The organism is Amycolatopsis xylanica (assembly GCF_900107045.1).
Classification (GTDB): Bacteria; Actinomycetota; Actinomycetes; order Mycobacteriales; family Pseudonocardiaceae; genus Amycolatopsis; species Amycolatopsis xylanica.
In genome coordinates, this window is sequence record NZ_FNON01000003.1 from 801,643 (window position 1) to 815,623 (window position 13,981).

General features: G+C 69.1%; 19 protein-coding genes. 9 read left to right on the forward strand and 10 right to left on the reverse strand.

Going from position 1 to position 13,981, the window contains the following annotated elements:
• Positions 1–2 precede the first annotated feature (2 nt).
• Positions 3–722: a response regulator transcription factor gene (locus BLV57_RS17365; RefSeq protein WP_176968656.1), complete on the reverse strand. Its 720-nt coding sequence runs from the start codon at positions 720–722 to the stop codon at positions 3–5.
• 143 nt (positions 723–865) lie between these two features.
• Here BLV57_RS17365 and BLV57_RS17370 point away from each other — a divergent pair, with 143 nt between their 5' ends.
• The 5 genes from BLV57_RS17370 to BLV57_RS17390 all read left to right on the forward strand — a co-directional run bounded on the left by BLV57_RS17370 (position 866) and on the right by BLV57_RS17390 (position 4,652).
• Entirely contained in the window at positions 866–1,939 is a 1,074-nt protein-coding gene (locus tag BLV57_RS17370) for a LolA family protein (protein ID WP_091289821.1), read from the forward strand.
• Between the two features lie 14 nt (positions 1,940–1,953).
• Positions 1,954–2,955, forward strand: a complete 1,002-nt coding sequence (locus BLV57_RS17375; protein ID WP_091290455.1) for an ABC transporter ATP-binding protein — start codon at positions 1,954–1,956, stop codon at positions 2,953–2,955.
• Positions 2,952–3,821, forward strand: coding sequence for an ABC transporter permease (locus BLV57_RS17380; RefSeq protein WP_091289823.1), 870 nt, complete (start codon positions 2,952–2,954; stop codon positions 3,819–3,821). Before BLV57_RS17375 ends, BLV57_RS17380 begins: the two co-directional genes overlap by 4 nt.
• Positions 3,822–3,966: 145 nt before the next feature.
• Positions 3,967–4,272, forward strand: a complete 306-nt coding sequence (locus BLV57_RS17385; RefSeq protein ID WP_091289825.1) for a hypothetical protein — start codon at positions 3,967–3,969, stop codon at positions 4,270–4,272.
• 62 nt (positions 4,273–4,334) lie between these two features.
• Complete coding sequence (locus BLV57_RS17390; protein ID WP_091289827.1) at positions 4,335–4,652, forward strand: hypothetical protein; 318 nt, start codon at positions 4,335–4,337, stop codon at positions 4,650–4,652.
• On the opposite strand, the gene BLV57_RS17395 is transcribed toward BLV57_RS17390, so the two are convergent.
• The 3 genes from BLV57_RS17395 to BLV57_RS17405 are packed head-to-tail and all read right to left on the reverse strand — an operon-like array spanning position 4,639 to position 8,338.
• Positions 4,639–5,676, reverse strand: a complete 1,038-nt coding sequence (locus BLV57_RS17395; protein WP_091289829.1) for an ABC transporter ATP-binding protein — start codon at positions 5,674–5,676, stop codon at positions 4,639–4,641. The genes BLV57_RS17390 and BLV57_RS17395 overlap by 14 nt on opposite strands.
• Positions 5,676–7,310, reverse strand: a complete 1,635-nt coding sequence (locus tag BLV57_RS17400; RefSeq protein WP_425426003.1) for an ABC transporter permease — start codon at positions 7,308–7,310, stop codon at positions 5,676–5,678. Before BLV57_RS17400 ends, BLV57_RS17395 begins: the two co-directional genes overlap by 1 nt.
• On the reverse strand, positions 7,286–8,338 hold the full coding sequence (locus BLV57_RS17405) for a thiamine ABC transporter substrate-binding protein (protein WP_091289830.1): 1,053 nt from the start codon (positions 8,336–8,338) through the stop codon (positions 7,286–7,288). Before BLV57_RS17405 ends, BLV57_RS17400 begins: the two co-directional genes overlap by 25 nt.
• A gap of 64 nt (positions 8,339–8,402) precedes the next feature.
• On the opposite strand from BLV57_RS17405, the gene BLV57_RS17410 reads away from it, so the two are divergent.
• The gene (locus tag BLV57_RS17410) at positions 8,403–8,696 is read left to right on the forward strand and encodes a 4a-hydroxytetrahydrobiopterin dehydratase (protein WP_091289832.1); all 294 of its coding nucleotides are present in this window, start codon (positions 8,403–8,405) and stop codon (positions 8,694–8,696) included.
• A gap of 176 nt (positions 8,697–8,872) precedes the next feature.
• Here the strand turns inward: BLV57_RS17410 and BLV57_RS17415 are convergent, their stop codons facing one another.
• Positions 8,873–9,217, reverse strand: a complete 345-nt coding sequence (locus BLV57_RS17415; RefSeq protein ID WP_176968691.1) for a winged helix-turn-helix transcriptional regulator — start codon at positions 9,215–9,217, stop codon at positions 8,873–8,875.
• 120 nt (positions 9,218–9,337) lie between these two features.
• Here BLV57_RS17415 and BLV57_RS17420 point away from each other — a divergent pair, with 120 nt between their 5' ends.
• Positions 9,338–9,925: an NAD(P)-dependent oxidoreductase gene (locus tag BLV57_RS17420; RefSeq protein ID WP_091289835.1), complete on the forward strand. Its 588-nt coding sequence runs from the start codon at positions 9,338–9,340 to the stop codon at positions 9,923–9,925.
• Between the two features lie 41 nt (positions 9,926–9,966).
• Positions 9,967–10,419: a group II truncated hemoglobin gene (locus BLV57_RS17425; RefSeq protein WP_091289837.1), complete on the forward strand. Its 453-nt coding sequence runs from the start codon at positions 9,967–9,969 to the stop codon at positions 10,417–10,419.
• A 555-nt stretch (positions 10,420–10,974) separates the two neighbouring features.
• Here BLV57_RS17425 and BLV57_RS17430 read toward each other — a convergent pair.
• From BLV57_RS17430 to BLV57_RS17440, 3 genes are all read right to left on the reverse strand, one after another.
• A complete protein-coding gene (locus tag BLV57_RS17430) occupies positions 10,975–11,193 on the reverse strand; it encodes a hypothetical protein (RefSeq protein ID WP_091289838.1) in 219 nt (72 codons plus the stop codon).
• A 103-nt stretch (positions 11,194–11,296) separates the two neighbouring features.
• Positions 11,297–11,665: a type II toxin-antitoxin system death-on-curing family toxin gene (locus BLV57_RS17435; RefSeq protein WP_091289840.1), complete on the reverse strand. Its 369-nt coding sequence runs from the start codon at positions 11,663–11,665 to the stop codon at positions 11,297–11,299.
• Complete coding sequence (locus BLV57_RS17440) at positions 11,662–11,865, reverse strand: ribbon-helix-helix protein, CopG family (protein ID WP_091289842.1); 204 nt, start codon at positions 11,863–11,865, stop codon at positions 11,662–11,664. The genes BLV57_RS17435 and BLV57_RS17440 overlap by 4 nt, the downstream gene beginning before the upstream one ends.
• A 70-nt stretch (positions 11,866–11,935) precedes the next feature.
• Here BLV57_RS17440 and BLV57_RS17445 point away from each other — a divergent pair, with 70 nt between their 5' ends.
• Positions 11,936–12,883: a squalene cyclase gene (locus tag BLV57_RS17445; RefSeq protein WP_091289843.1), complete on the forward strand. Its 948-nt coding sequence runs from the start codon at positions 11,936–11,938 to the stop codon at positions 12,881–12,883.
• A gap of 43 nt (positions 12,884–12,926) precedes the next feature.
• Here the strand turns inward: BLV57_RS17445 and BLV57_RS17450 are convergent, their stop codons facing one another.
• Both BLV57_RS17450 and BLV57_RS17455 read right to left on the reverse strand, forming a co-directional pair.
• Complete coding sequence (locus BLV57_RS17450; RefSeq protein WP_091289845.1) at positions 12,927–13,394, reverse strand: hypothetical protein; 468 nt, start codon at positions 13,392–13,394, stop codon at positions 12,927–12,929.
• Complete coding sequence (locus BLV57_RS17455) at positions 13,391–13,963, reverse strand: MarR family transcriptional regulator (RefSeq protein ID WP_245757359.1); 573 nt, start codon at positions 13,961–13,963, stop codon at positions 13,391–13,393. Before BLV57_RS17455 ends, BLV57_RS17450 begins: the two co-directional genes overlap by 4 nt.
• Between the last annotated feature and the right edge of the window lie 18 nt (positions 13,964–13,981).

Genomic DNA, 13,981 nt, shown 5'->3' on the forward strand with positions numbered 1-13,981 from the left:
GATCAACCCGGGCTCATCACTTCGTCCAATTGCGCATCGGAAGCAAGATAGCCGTGACCCCGGACGGTCCGCAGCAGGGAACCGGCGCCCACCGCGTCCAGCTTGCGCCGCACATACCCGACATAGACCTCGACCACGTTGCGCGTCGCCGCCTGCTCGTCACCCCACACCGCGCGCAGCAGCTCGTCCTTGGTCACCACGGTCCCCGCGCGCCCGACGAGCACCTCCAGCAGCGCGAACTCACGCGGGCTCAGCGCGACCGGCTCGTCGTTCCACCGCACCTCGCGGGTGGCCCTGTCGACGACCAGCGCGCCGATGCGCAGCGGCCCGCGCGCGCCGTCGGAGCTCGCCCGGCGCAGCACCGCGCGGATCTGCGCGACCAGCACGACGAACGAGAACGGCTTCACCACGTACCCGTCCGCGCCGAGGTCGAGCCCGTCGGCCTGGTCGATCTCGCCGTCCTTCGCCGACACCAGCAGCACCGGCGTCCGCACCCCGCCCGCGCGCAGATGCTGCAGGATCCGGTACCCGGACAGGCCGGGCAGCATGATGTCGAGCAGCAGCACGTCGAACGAGCCGGTCTGGGCGAGCCGCAGCCCGCTCGGCCCGTCCGCGGCGGTGACCACGTCCATGCCCTCCGCGCGCAGCCCGCGCTGCAGCGCCTTGCGCACGCCCAACTCGTCGTCGACGACCAGCACCCGAGGTTTCACGTTTCTCAGCATGCCCGGTTCGCGCTGCTCACGCGCGCCCTCTCAGCGCCATCTCAGTTCGAGGCGCTGAGACTGAGCGGTATCTCAGCCTCGGGAGGGAAGCGTCGTGGCTGGGAGGCGAGCACACTGGAGCTCGTCGGACACAGGGAGAAACGATGAAACCGAAGACGAAGGCACTCACGGCCGCGGTCGTGGGCACCGCACTGGGGGCCGCGGGACTGGCCTTCATCGCGATGCCCGCCAGCGCGGGGGACGCGCCCACCCTTCCGGCGGTCAGCGCCGACGAACTCGTGCAGTCCGTGCTGACGGCGAAGCAGCCCGCGTTCGACGGCACCGTCAAGGTCTCGGACAACCTCGGCCTGCCGATGCTGGCCGCCGTGCCCGGCGCCGGCTCGCTCAAGTTCGACGAGGCGCGGCTGTTCAACAGCGGCACCGGCAGCACGAAGCTGTCGGTCAAGCAGGGGAACACCGAGGACACCACGGTCAACGACGGCAAGACCGTCTGGCACTACAGCTCGAAGACCAACACCGCCAGCAAGATGGTGTTCCCTGCCGAGCCGGGCAAGGTCACCGACAAGGCGGCCACCGACCCGACGGCCGCGACCGCCGACCTGCTCGGCAAGGTCAGGGAGAGCAGCACGGTCGCCGTCGACGGCACCGCCAGGGTCGCCGGCCGCGCGGCGTACGAGCTGGTGCTGACCCCGAAGCCGACGGAAAAGACGCTGCTGCGCGAAATCCGCGTCGCCGTCGACTCCGAGACACGGCTCCCGCTGCGGGTTTCGGTGCTCACCAACGGTTCGAGCGAGCCCGCGCTGCAGATCGCGTTCAGCGACATCGAGTTCACCGCGCAGCCAGCGGAGCTGTTCCAGTTCACCCCACCGAAGGACGCGAAGGTGACCGAGCAGCAGCCGAAGATCGACGACAACACCTTGGCGCAGGCCGAAAAGGCACGCCAGGACTTCAAGGTCGTCGGCGACGGCTGGGACACGGCGATCACCGGCAAGTTCTCGCCCGACCTGCTCAAGCCGCAGCAGCTGAAGTCGAAGGACGGCAAGACCGCCGACCCGAAGGCGCTGCTGTCGAAGATCGGCAAGCCGGTCAGCGGCGCCTGGGGTTCCGGGGTGCTGATCACCACCAAGGTCGGCACCGCGCTGGTGACCGACGACGGCCGCTTCGCCGCGGGCGCGGTGCCGGAGCAGGTCCTCTACGAGGCTCTGGCCGCCAAGTGACCACTGGCACGACGATGAGCGGCGCGGGCGTCTCGCAGGGGGCGCCCGCCCCGTCGGTCCCGCTGGCCGCGCGGACCAGGGGGTTGCGCAAGGTCTACCGGGGCACGGTCGCGGTGGACCAGGTCGATCTGGAGGTGCCGGAGGGCGCCGTGCTCGGCATGCTCGGGCCCAACGGCTCGGGCAAGACGACCACCATCCGGATGCTGCTGGGCCTGGTCCGCCCGACCGAGGGCGAGGTCGAACTGCTCGGCCACGCCATGCCGGACGGCGCCGCGCACGCGCTGCCGGACGTCGGCGCGCTGGTCGAAGGACCGGGTTTCCACCCGTTCTTGTCCGGGCGCGAGAACCTGCTGCGGATGGCGGCCGCGGAACCCCGGCTGACTTCGGCGGGGATACCCGGCGCGGTCGAGCACGCGATCGAGCGCGTCGGCCTCGCGGGCGCCGCGCATCGCCGGTATCGCGGTTACTCGCTCGGCATGAAGCAGCGTCTCGGGCTCGCGAGCGCGCTCCTGGTGCCCCGCAAGATGATCGTGCTCGACGAGCCGACCAACGGCCTGGATCCCGCCGGCACCAGGGAGATCCGGCGGATCATCGGCGAGCTGCACGCCGAGGGCGTGACCGTGCTGGTCTCGTCGCACCTGCTCGCCGAGGTCGAGGCGACCTGCACGCACGTCGCGGTGCTGCACGACGGCACCGTGGTCGCCCAAGGCGAGCTCTCGGAGCTGCTGGAGTCCGGCAGCCCGGCGCTGCTGGTGTCCACTCCGGACACCGACAAGGCCGTGGAAGCGTTGCGGGAGCACAGGATCACCACCAAGCTCAGCCCGGATGGCGTCCGCGTCGACCTGTCGTCGGCGACCGCGCCCGAGGTGCTCGCGATGCTGATCCGCGCGGAAGTCCAGGTGTACGAGGCGAAACGCGCGCGCACCGGCCTCGAGGACCTCTTCGCCAGGCTCACCCAGCACGATCCAGCCACCCCCGACGGGCTGCCCGTCATCGACGAAGGAGTGACGTCATGACGTCCGCCGTCGCTCCCGCGCGCACGGGACATGACACGGTCGGCCTGGTCCGGCTGCTGCGCGCCGAACTTCGCTGGATCTTCCGGCGCCCGCGCACGTTGATCGTGCTCGGGCTGCTGGCGGCGATCCCGGTGGTGATGGGGGTCGCGCTCACGCTGGTCGACCCGGCCGCCGCGGGCGGCGGCCCGGACAACAGCTCGGGCCCGCTGCTCTCGGCCGCGGTCGGCAACGCCTACGTGCTCCCGATCGCCGCGCTGACCATGACGCTGGCACTGCTGCTGCCGCTGGCGTCGGCGATGGCGGGCGCCGACGCGATCGCGGGCGAGGCCGCGCACGGCACCCTGCGCGGCTGGCTGCTCGCGCCGGTCAGCCGGGGACGGCTGCTGGGCGTCAAGGCCTTCGGCGTCGCGACGGTCTCGCTGGTCGCGACCCTCTCGATGGCCGCGACGGCCACGATCACCGGCCTGATCATCAACGGCTCCGACGCGCTGTTCACCCTCTCCGGCACCACGCTCTCCCTGTCGGAGGCGCTGGGCCGGGTGCTGATCGCGGTCGCCTGGGTGACCTTGCAGCTGTGGGCGGTCGGCGCGGTGGCGCTGGCGATCTCGGCGTGGACCGAACACCCGATGCTGGTGGTCGTCGCCGTGCTCGCCGGTGACGTGGTGTTCACCATCCTGACCTTCCTGTCGGCCGTGAAGTGGCTGCACCCGTTCCTGCTCACGCAGAACTGGTCCAGCGCGCTCACCGAGACACTGCAGGACCCGATGCCGAGCGGCCAGCTGGCCGAGGGCGCGCTGCGCGCGGCGTGCTACATCGTCATCGCGCTTTCACTGGCCTACTCGCGGCTCACCACCAGGGACGGCTGAACCGCCACTAGATCACCAAGGGTCGTGCGCCGTAAGGTCGGCGCACGGCCTTTTGTTCGTTTTGCCCGCGAATACGACAGTGGCGTGACAGCGGAGAGCGCTAACTTCCGAAATGGGGGTATTACCGAATACTGGGAGGAAACGCATGTCCATCATGGCGAAAGCACTCATCGGCGCCACCGGCCTCGGTCTGCTCATCACACCCTTGGCTTCCGCGGGCGTCGAAGCCAAAGGCACGTTCGTGTACGGCGAGACCGTGTATTCCGACCCGGCCAACGGGACGTGCCTCGGCCTGTTCAGCAGCAGCTCCACCCTGGTGAACAACGGCACGGACGCCACCGCGCGCGTGTTCACCGGCAGCGGCTGCACCGGAGCCTTCGCTTCGGTCCCCGCACACAGCCTCGGCGATTTCCCGCGCCAGAAGCTGTTGTCGGTTTATTTCACCTTCTGACGACCCAGTCTCAACAGGCCTTTTAAATCCAGCCTGAAATGAATACGGGGAGGAAATCACCTATGTCCTTGCGCAGGTTCATCCCAGTGCTCGCCGGCGCCGCCGGTCTCGGCCTGCTCATCGCGCCGCTGGCGAACGCGAGCACCGACGCGACCGGAACCTTCCGGTACGACGGGCAGACGATCACCAATCCGGTCGACGGCCACTGCTACCAGCTGACGTCGGGGACCGCGGGCGCCCACCGGATCGCCAACGCCACCAACAAGGTGGCGACGCTGTCCTCCGGGGCGAGCTGCCTCGGCCCGCGCATCACCAGGGTGGCTCCGGGCACGGGGGAGATCGCCACTCAGGAGGCGTACGGCTCGGTCATCTTCCGCTAGCTCGAACCGGTCTCCCTGGCCCGATCACCGCGATCCCATCCGGGTCGAGGGCCAGGGAGACCCGGTCGCCCACCTTGACGTCCGCGGTCACCGGCGCGACCGCGTCGACGGTGGCCTCACCGGTCACCACCACCAGCCGCACATGCTCGCGCCGGTGCACGACGGCGGTCACGTCACCCTGGATCCCCTTGTCGGCCAAGCGAAGCGCGTTCGGCCGCAGGCCGAGCTCCACCTCGCCGTCCCGCACACCGGGAAGGGTCGTTTCACCGAACGCGCACCGGACGACGCCGTCGGCCGCGGTGCCGCCTGCGATCGTCGTGACGCCGAGGAACCGCGCGACCGTCTCGTCGGCCGGGCGGCTCCAGACATGGCGGACCGCGCCCTCCTGCCGGATCTCGCCGCGGTCGAGCACCGCGACCCGGTCGGCGAGCGTGAACGCCTCCTCCTGGTCGTGCGTCACCAGCAGCGCGGTGATCTTGGTGCGGCGCAGCAGATCCGCGACATCGATGGCCAGCTGCTCGCGCAGCCCGGCGTCCAGCCCGGAGAGCGGCTCGTCCAGCATCAGCAGCCGGGGCTCCGGCGCGAGCGCGCGGGCGAGCGCGACCCGTTGCGCCTCACCACCGGACAGCTCGGTGACCCGGCGCCGCTCGTAGCCTTCGAGACCGACCAGCTTGAGCAGCTTCGCGATCCTGGCCGCGTGCTCGGCCTTGGGCACCTGATGCATCCGCAGCCCGAACGCGAGGTTCCCGGCGACGTCGCGATGCGGGAACAGCTGCCCGTCCTGGAACACCAGCCCGAAGCCGCGCCGGTGCACCGGCACCCCGCCGAGGTCCTCGCCGTCCCAGCGCACACTGCCCTCGACCTGCGGTTCCAGCCCGGTGATCGCACGCAGCAGCGTCGACTTCCCCGAGCCGGACGGGCCCAGCAGCGCGAGCACCTCGCCGTCGGCGATCTCCAGCTTGGCGTCGCGCACGGCCGTGAATGTTCCATAGTGGACGGTCAGGCCCTCGACCTCAAGCGCCATCAGAACTCCCCTACGGCCGTGTGCCCGCGCACGGCGCCGAGCCGGTCGATCGCCGCCACCGCCAAGGCTGTCACGATCATGAGCAGCGCGCACGCGGCGTAGGCCATCTGGTTGTTGAGCACGCCGGGCCTGCCGATCAGCGTGGCCACCGCGACCGGCAGCGTCGGCGACTCCGGCCGCGCCAGGAAGCTGGTCGCGCCGAACTCGCCGAGCGCGACGACGTACCCGAATCCGGCGGCCGCGACCAGTGACCGCAAGGTCAGCGGGAGGTCGACCTCACGCCACACCCGCGACGGGCTGGCGCCGAGCGTCGCGGCGGCCTGGCGCAGCCGCTCGTCGACCGAGCGGAGCACCGGCAGCACCATCCGCACGATCAGCGGGATGATCACCAGCGCCTGCGCGAGCGGTACCAGCAGCGGCGACGTCCGCAGGTCGCCGGGCAGCGCGTCCAGCGTCACCAGGTAGCCGAAGCCGACCGTCACCGCCGAAACCCCGAGCGGGAGCATCAGTGCGGCGTCCATCGCCTCGCCCATCCCGCGCGCGACCCGGCCGGGCGTGCGGCGCAGCGAAACGAGCACGACCGAGGCGAGCACGCCGATGATCATGGCGAGCATGGTCGCGTCCGAGGCCGTGCGCAGCGAGTTCGACGCCGCCTGCCAGCCGGTGACCTGCAGCGCGCCTTGCGCGCCGCGCCCGGCCAGCCCGGTGTACCCGGCGAAGCTCCAGCCGTCCACAGTGGACACCGAACGGACGAGCAGCGCGATGATCGGCGCGAGCAGGAAGCCGACCACGGCCAGCGCGGCCGCGACCACCCACCACTCACCGCCGACCGGCCGCCGCGCGGTGTCCTTGCCGGAGCGGAGCTTGAGCGCGGTCTCGCGGCGTTTGCGCGCCAGCGCGCCGACGAGCAGCGCCGCGAGCACGGCCGCGAACTGCACCAGCGAAAGCGCGGCGGCGCCCGAGAGGTCGAGCAGATTGACCGTGCGGAGGTAGATCTCGGTTTCCAGCGTCCGGTACTTCGCGCCGCCGAGGATCAGCACCACGCCGAAACTGGTGGCACAGAACAAGAACACCACAGCCGCGGCGGACGCGATCGCGGGCGCGAGCGTCGGCAGGGTCACCGAGCGGAACGCGCGCCACGGCGAAGCGCCCAGTGCGCGGCCGGCGTCGGCGGCGCGGGAGTCGAGATGCGACCAGAGCCCGGCGACCGTCCTGGCGACCACGGCGACGTTGAAGAAGGCGTTGGCCAGCACGATCGACGCGAGCCCGCCGTCCGGCCACAACGCCTTGAAGGCGAGCCCGACGACGACCGTCGGCAGCACGAACGGCACCAGCACCAGCACCCGGACCAGCGCCAGCCCCGGCAGCCGGACCCGGGAGAGCAGAAACGCGACGGGCAGGCCCGCGGCCACGGCGAGCACCGTGGACGCGGCCGCCTGCGCGAGGGTGAAACCGGCCAGTTTCCAGGTCTCCCCGGACGCGATGGCCGTCGCGACCCCGCCGCTCGTGAAGCCGCGGCCGATGATCGCGAGGACGGGCCACGCGAAGAACACCACCAGGAAACCGACCGGTACCAGCGCGAGCAGCGCCAGCCCGGTCGTCTGGCGGGTCAGCCCTCGAGTAGCGAGCGCCACTGGCCGATCCACTTTTCGCGGCCCGCCTGCACCTGGTCGGGCGTCAGCGACGCCGCCTTGTCGGGCAGCGGCGCGACCTGTGCCCAGCCGGGCGGCAGCTCGACGCCCTGCCGCGAGGGGTAGACGTACATCTTCTGCGCGACGGTGACCTGGAACTGCTGCGAGAGCAGGAAGTCGATGACCTTGCGCGCCTTGTCGGCCTGCTTGCCGCCCGCGAGCACGCCCGCGTACTCGACCTGGCGGTAGCAGGTGTCGAGCAGCGCCTTGCTGCGCGACTTGCCGTCCTGGCCGATCTCGGCGGCGGGCGACGACGCGTAGGAGACGACGATCGGCCGCGGCCCCTTGCCGGAGGAGCCGGAGAACTGCTGGGTGTACGCCTCTTCCCAGCCGCTGACCGACTTCACGCCGTTTTCCTTCAGCCTGGTCCAGTAGTCCGGCCACGCCGTCTCGCCGTACTTCGCGATCGTGGCGAACAGGAACGCCAGGCCCGGCGAAGAGGTGGCCGGGTTCTCGACGACGAGCAGGTCCTTGTACTTCGGGTCGGCCAAGTCCTCAAAGGACGCGGGCGGGGTGAGCCCCTTGCCGGCAAAGTAGCCGGTGTCGATGTTCACGCAGACGTCACCGAGGTCCACAGCGGACAGCCGATGCTCCTGGTCGACGGCGTAGCGCTGCGGCCCGCGGTCGGCCTCGGGGCTGGTGTAGGGCTCGAAGACGCCTTCGCCGAGCGCGCGCGACGCGAACGTCGAGTCGACGCCGTAAGCGACGTCGCCGATCGGGTTCGCCTTGGTCAGCACGAGCTTGTTGGTCAGCGCGCCGGCGTCGCCCGACTTCTGGACCACGATCTTGATCCCAGACTGCTTCTCGAAGGCGTCGAGCACCTCCTGCGGCGCGTCGAACGAGTCGTGGGTGACCAGGGTGACCGTGACCGGGCCCTGTGCGTTGTCCGACGAGCCGCCGACCAGCGTGCATCCACCGAGGGCACCCGCCAGGCAGACGACCGCCGCGGCACGCGCGGCACTGCTTTTCATTTCCCCTCCAGCGAATTCCTGTGGCAGGGGTGCAGCGTAGCCGTCGCTGTCCCACCATGGAGTCATGGCGGAACTATTGAGTGACTCAGAGGTCGACCAGGCACTCGCGCGGTTGCCCGAATGGCGGCGTGACGGCGACTCGATCGGGCGAAAAGCACAGCTGGCCAGCTTTCCGAAGGCGATCGAGGTGGTCGACCGGGTGGCCGACCTCGCCGAGGCGGCCGACCATCATCCGGACATCGACATCCGCTGGCGGACGTTGATCTTCCGGCTCAGCACCCATTCGGCGGGCGGCCTGACCGAGAAGGACTTCCAGCTCGCGGGCCAGATCGAGGAGCTGCTCGCGGCACACGGGTGATTTAGCGCACAGGCGCTAACGAAAGCGGTGATCAAGGCGCTGTGTACTGCGGAAACTCCCCCGTGGTTAAGGATCTGTCATGCACGCGCTCTCCCCCGCCCAGCGCACCTGGGTCACCTTCATCGCGACCGCGATCACCCTGCTCGCGCTCGTCGCGCTGGGCTTCGCCGCCTGAGCTACTCGGCCGTCTCGAAGGCGGCCCGGGCGGCCATGATCTCGGGCAGGTACTTGGCCGCCCACTCCCGGCAGGCCGCGATCGGCTCGAAGAGCGTCCGCCCGAGCGGCGTGAGCTCGTACTCGACCCGAGGCGGGATCTCCGGGTACGCGGTGCGCGTGATCATGCCATCGCGCTCCAGCGCCCGCAGCGTCTGCGTGAGCACCTTGGGCGTGACGCCCTTGATCGGCCCCTGCAGCTCCGAGAACCGCCGCGGCCCGTCCTCCAGGCAGATGATGATCATCCCCGACCACTTGTCGCCGATCCGGAACGGCGTGACGCTCGACGGGCAGGCCGGGTCGAACATGTCGGGATCGAGTGGCTCCAGCACTCTCCCGAGCGTAGTCAAGTATCGTTGAAGTAACCAGTATCCCGTGGATAGCGTCATGCTCAGAAGCAATTTTTCGAGCAGATGGGGTGTCCACACATGAGCAAGATCGCGATACTCGGAGCGGGCGGCAGGGCGGGCCGCCGCCTGGTCGCCGAAGCGGCCAACCGCGGCCACGACGTCACGGCCTTCGTCCGCGACCCGTCCCGGCATTCGTTCGACGTCCCGGTCCACGCGGCCGACGTGACCCAGCCACTCGACCTCTCCGCCTACGACGTCGCGATCAGCACGGTCGGCGACCTGAAGGCCGACGCGACCGAGTTCTACACGGCCGCGTCGCGCACCCTGCTGGGATCGGGGGTCGACCGCATCGTGGTCATCGGCATTTCGGTGCTCCTCAACGACACGGTCCACTCACCCGAGTTCCCGGCCGAGTACAAGCCGTTCTGCCTCGGCCACCTGGCAGGCTTGGACGTGCTGCGCGCGTCGACCGGCCCCGACTGGGTCTGGCTGGCACCGGTCGGCGACTTCGACCACGACGGCACGCCGCGCGGCGGCTACCGCTTCGGCGGCCTCCAGTACGTGCCGGACGAGCGGATCACGTACGAGGACTTCGCGCTGGCGGTGCTCGACGAGATCGAGACGCCCAAGCATCACCGCCAGATCGCCTCGGTGCTTTCCACTTAAGCGGAGCCCCACCAGCGACTTTTCGGTGTAATCATGTAATCATGAAGACTCTGTACGAGTGGGCGGGCGGCGCCGAAGCGCTGGACCGCCTCACCGAGGTGTTCTACCGCCACGTCCACCAGGACCCCGTGCTGGCGCCGGTGTTCGCGAACATGAGCCCCGACCACCCGCATCACGTGGCGCTCTGGCTGGGCGAGGTCTTCGGCGGCCCCGCCACCTACACGGCTTCGCATGGTGGTTACTCGGCCATGCTCGGCCACCATCTCGGCCTCTCGATCACCCCGGAGCAGCGAGCCCGCTGGGTCGGCCTGATCTCGGAGGCCGCGGACGAGGCCGGCTTGCCTTCGGACCCCGAATTCCGCTCGGCCTTCGTGGCCTACGTGGAATGGGGCTCCCGCATCGGAATGGAGAACTCCCAACCCGGCGCCACACCACCGCCGCACGCTCCGGTTCCGCGCTGGGGCTGGGGCGAAGCCCCGCCCTACGAGGGCTAGCTCGGAGCTTCGGCGAACCAGGGTCGTGAGCGTTGCGGGCGGTTCTAACCGCCCGCAACGCTCACGACCCCTTCCCTCGCCCGCCCGGGATAAAGCAGGCTTTATCCCGCCCCCCCCGGACGCCCGAGTGCGGAACACGCGGTGCCCGAGCGCGGGACACGGCATGTCTGAGTGCGGGACACGCGGTGCCGGGGTGTGGGGCACGGCCAGGCGCCGTGTCGACCTCTCGGGCACCTCGTGTCCCACGCTCGGGTACCCCGTGTTCCACGCTGGGGTACCTCGTGTTCCACGCTGGGGTACCTCGTGTTCCACGCTGGGGTACCTCGTGTTCCACGGTGCGGTGGGCCCGGGATAAAGCGGGCTTTATCCCGGGCGCGGGGTTGCCTCGACGTTGAGGTCGTGAGTGTTGCGGGCGTTTCTAGCCGACCGGCACTCGACAACCTCCCGCTCGCTCACAGAAGCGAAGTGAGGGGACCCCCGGGTGCGAACCACACACTCAAGGGCCCCCTCACTTCGTTGAGCCGAGCCCACGACGACGCAGGTCACCACATGCGCTCAGCCATGCAGCCAACCAAGAACATCGTCCAGCGCAAAGCAAAGCGCCGAACTCAAGTCGTCGGCGACATCCCCGACCACACCGTGCACGCCGAGCGAACTCCCGAGCTGGCAATAATTACTATGCTCACACCCTCTTGGCTCAGCCTGCGCGCTCGCACCGCCCACGAAGGCGAGCCCGGCGGCGAGTGCGGCGACGGTCAGCATCCTGCGGATCATGATCTCTCCCTGTGACGGCGGCGGACGATCTGCCCGGCGGCTCATCGATCATGACCGTGAAAACGGTATTCATCGCCGAGTTGCCCCGGATCGGTGGTCACCCTCAGGAGCACCAACCGGCCAGCAGGCCGGCCGCGTCTTCGTAGCTCATCGAACCGGTGGCCATCGCAATCACGAAGTCGTACGCGTCGTCCTCGGGCGCGTCCACGTCGAGGCCGTTCAAGCCGTAGAAAACGAACATCGCCATCCACGACAGCCGCTTGTTGCCATCGATCAGCGGATGGTTACGCACGATCGATTCGAGCAGCACCGCGGCTTTCTCATGAATGGCCGGATAAGCGTCCTGTCCCATCAGCGACGATTGCGGCCGATGCGCCGCCGCGTCGAGCAACCCCAGATCACGAACCTTGGACACGCCGAGATCGGACGCGAGCGTCAGCAGATCATCCAGCGTGAGGTACTCGATCGTCACTGCGCCAGGCGATCAAGCAAGGAGGCGTAGCGAGTGCGCCCATCCTGCGACAACGCCCGTACCCGTTCATCGCGCACGGAACGCGCGGCCGCCTCGGAAATCGCCCGGACGATGGCCTCATGCTTGCTCACGCCCTGCGCCTCGGCGAGCATCGCGAGCGCGCGCTCCTGCTCGTCGTTCAGCCTCAAGGTCATAGCCATGCGGTCGACGGTACCACTCTGGTATCAAGATCAACCCGCTCCTCCGGCTGGCCACACTTAGAGTCGGGGCATGCCGAGCAAGGCCTTGATCGCGTGGCTCCGCGACTCAGACCCAGCCCTACGCTGGCAAGTCGAGCGCGATCTCCTCCACGAACCGGCTTGGCAAGCCACCCGAGCCCGCGTTGCCACAGAAGGTTTCGGCGCACGTCTCCTCGCGCTCCAGGACCCCGATGGCCGGTGGGCGGGCGGCGCGTTCTTCCCGGCGGACTTCGACTGTTCCGAACCGGGCCAGCCCTGGACTGCGACCACCTGGTCCCTCAACGCGCTACGCGAGTGGGGCCTCGATCCCGCGGTCCTGCACGGGACAGCCGAACGACTCGCCGCGAACTGCCGCTGGGAGTACGAAAACCTGCCGTACTGGGGCGGCGAGGTCGACTGCTGCATCAACGCCTGGACCGTCGCGAACGACCTGTGGCTCGGCGCCGACATCACCGGCATCGTCGACTGGTTCCTCGAGCACCGGCTCCCCGACGGCGGCTGGAATTGCGAGTGGATCGAGGGGTCGGCGCGTTCGTCCTTCCACTCGACCCTCAACTCGCTCAAGGCTTTGCTCGCCTACGAAGCCGCGACCGGAGACTCGGACACGGCCCGCGCCGCCCGGCGATCAGGCGAGGAATACCTCCTGCGCCGCAACCTTGTCCGCCGCCTCTCCACGGGCAAGGCACCCGGGCCATGGGTGAACAACTTCGCGTACCCGTTTCGTTGGGCTTACAGCGCGCTCAACGCGGCCGAGTACTTCCGCCGGGCTTCGCTGCTCGACGGCACGCCACGCGACCCGCGCATGGCCGATGCGATCGAGCTGATCCGGGCGGCACGACAGCCGGACGGGACCTGGCTTCAAGGCGATCCGCACCCCGGGCGGGTGTGGTTCGAGGTCGATGTCCCGCCCGGCGAACCGTCGAAGTGGCTGACGCTCTTCGGAACCCGGGTACTCGCTTGGTGGGACCAGGGGTCGTGAGCGGTATCGCCGGTTCTAACCGGCCGCGCCACTCACGACCAGCCTAGTAACGCGGCATGTTCGGGATGGCTTTCTCCGCGACTCCGATGACTGCCTCCACTTTGGACAGATCGGTTGCCACATCCTCCGCCGTCATGGCAGGCGCTTCGGACGACCGGTAAGCGACTTCGTTGCGCCGGGAGCGCATCCGGTTGAACGGCCGCAAAATCGTGCCCAGCGGCGGATCGAGTTGCGCGAGAACTGCTTCATAGATGGCGATGTGGCCGCCACGGCTCGTCGCACGCAGTCCCTGATTCTGCAGAATCGCCGCCAACGCACGACGTGCGCCGTCATAGGCGAGCGTGTAAGCGCCTTCCGGATCCATTTCCAGCACTTGCCGTGCCGAAGCGACATGGGTGCGAGCCCTGGCGAGTTCAGCCTCGGCAGCCTCTTGGGAAGCCGGAACGTGTTCGATGGCGCCGCGCGCGATAAGAGCGTCAATCGTGGCGCGCCCTTGGTTCCACGAAGTCATCGGGTCTCCTGATCAAGATTCAACTGGACCAGCGGACGCTCACGAACGCTGGTCAGGAACGGATCCGTCGTGCTTGCCGCCCATGACTCCGGAGAGATCCGATGGACGTTCACCTCACGACTCAACCGGCGGCCGACCTGTTCGGCGAGATCGAAAAGCGCGTCCGCGTCGGGCGAGCCGACGACCAGGACGTCGATATCGCCCGGCGGCGGTCCCGGCTCGCCGTTGTAGCGTGCTGCCCAGGATCCGTAGATATAAGCCTGGTTGACTCCTGCGAGCTGGGACAAAGCATCGGCCAGCAGTGGCATCGGCCCGAACGTGACCGCGATGAGATCGCTCAACGGCCGATAGACGGGAGTGTTCGTACGGGCTTTGACGAGCCGGTTCCGCCCCATCCGCCGATCGTCGAGAATACCGCCGACGACCAGGCGATCGACCTCGCGCACGATGGCCGTGTGCGTGACGCCGCAGGCTTCGGCGAGCTCGGTGATGCTGTACTCGCGCTCAGGGTGAAGCAAAAGGAGCGCGAGCAGCTCACCCTGCGTACGTGAACGCAGCAGCGGCAGCATACTCGGCGTTACTTTCAT

Excerpts from the sequence above, each read along its gene's own strand:
- BLV57_RS17410 (WP_091289832.1), top strand. The coding sequence starts at position 8,403 with ATGGCGGAACTATTGAGTGACTCAGAGGTCGACCAGGCACTCGCGCGG.
- BLV57_RS17385 (WP_091289825.1), top strand. The coding sequence starts at position 3,967 with ATGTCCATCATGGCGAAAGCACTCATCGGCGCCACCGGCCTCGGTCTG.
- BLV57_RS17430 (WP_091289838.1), bottom strand. The coding sequence starts at position 11,193 with ATGATCCGCAGGATGCTGACCGTCGCCGCACTCGCCGCCGGGCTCGCC.
- BLV57_RS17405 (WP_091289830.1), bottom strand. The coding sequence starts at position 8,338 with ATGAAAAGCAGTGCCGCGCGTGCCGCGGCGGTCGTCTGCCTGGCGGGT.
- BLV57_RS17395 (WP_091289829.1), bottom strand. The coding sequence starts at position 5,676 with ATGGCGCTTGAGGTCGAGGGCCTGACCGTCCACTATGGAACATTCACG.
- BLV57_RS17455 (WP_245757359.1), bottom strand. The coding sequence starts at position 13,963 with ATGCTGCCGCTGCTGCGTTCACGTACGCAGGGTGAGCTGCTCGCGCTC.
- BLV57_RS17375 (WP_091290455.1), top strand. The coding sequence starts at position 1,954 with ATGAGCGGCGCGGGCGTCTCGCAGGGGGCGCCCGCCCCGTCGGTCCCG.
- BLV57_RS17390 (WP_091289827.1), top strand. The coding sequence starts at position 4,335 with ATGTCCTTGCGCAGGTTCATCCCAGTGCTCGCCGGCGCCGCCGGTCTC.
- BLV57_RS17370 (WP_091289821.1), top strand. The coding sequence starts at position 866 with ATGAAACCGAAGACGAAGGCACTCACGGCCGCGGTCGTGGGCACCGCA.
- BLV57_RS17440 (WP_091289842.1), bottom strand. The coding sequence starts at position 11,865 with ATGGCTATGACCTTGAGGCTGAACGACGAGCAGGAGCGCGCGCTCGCG.
- BLV57_RS17450 (WP_091289845.1), bottom strand. The coding sequence starts at position 13,394 with ATGACTTCGTGGAACCAAGGGCGCGCCACGATTGACGCTCTTATCGCG.
- BLV57_RS17415 (WP_176968691.1), bottom strand. The coding sequence starts at position 9,217 with ATGTTCGACCCGGCCTGCCCGTCGAGCGTCACGCCGTTCCGGATCGGC.
- BLV57_RS17420 (WP_091289835.1), top strand. The coding sequence starts at position 9,338 with ATGAGCAAGATCGCGATACTCGGAGCGGGCGGCAGGGCGGGCCGCCGC.
- BLV57_RS17425 (WP_091289837.1), top strand. The coding sequence starts at position 9,967 with ATGAAGACTCTGTACGAGTGGGCGGGCGGCGCCGAAGCGCTGGACCGC.
- BLV57_RS17365 (WP_176968656.1), bottom strand. The coding sequence starts at position 722 with ATGCTGAGAAACGTGAAACCTCGGGTGCTGGTCGTCGACGACGAGTTG.
- BLV57_RS17380 (WP_091289823.1), top strand. The coding sequence starts at position 2,952 with ATGACGTCCGCCGTCGCTCCCGCGCGCACGGGACATGACACGGTCGGC.
- BLV57_RS17445 (WP_091289843.1), top strand. The coding sequence starts at position 11,936 with ATGCCGAGCAAGGCCTTGATCGCGTGGCTCCGCGACTCAGACCCAGCC.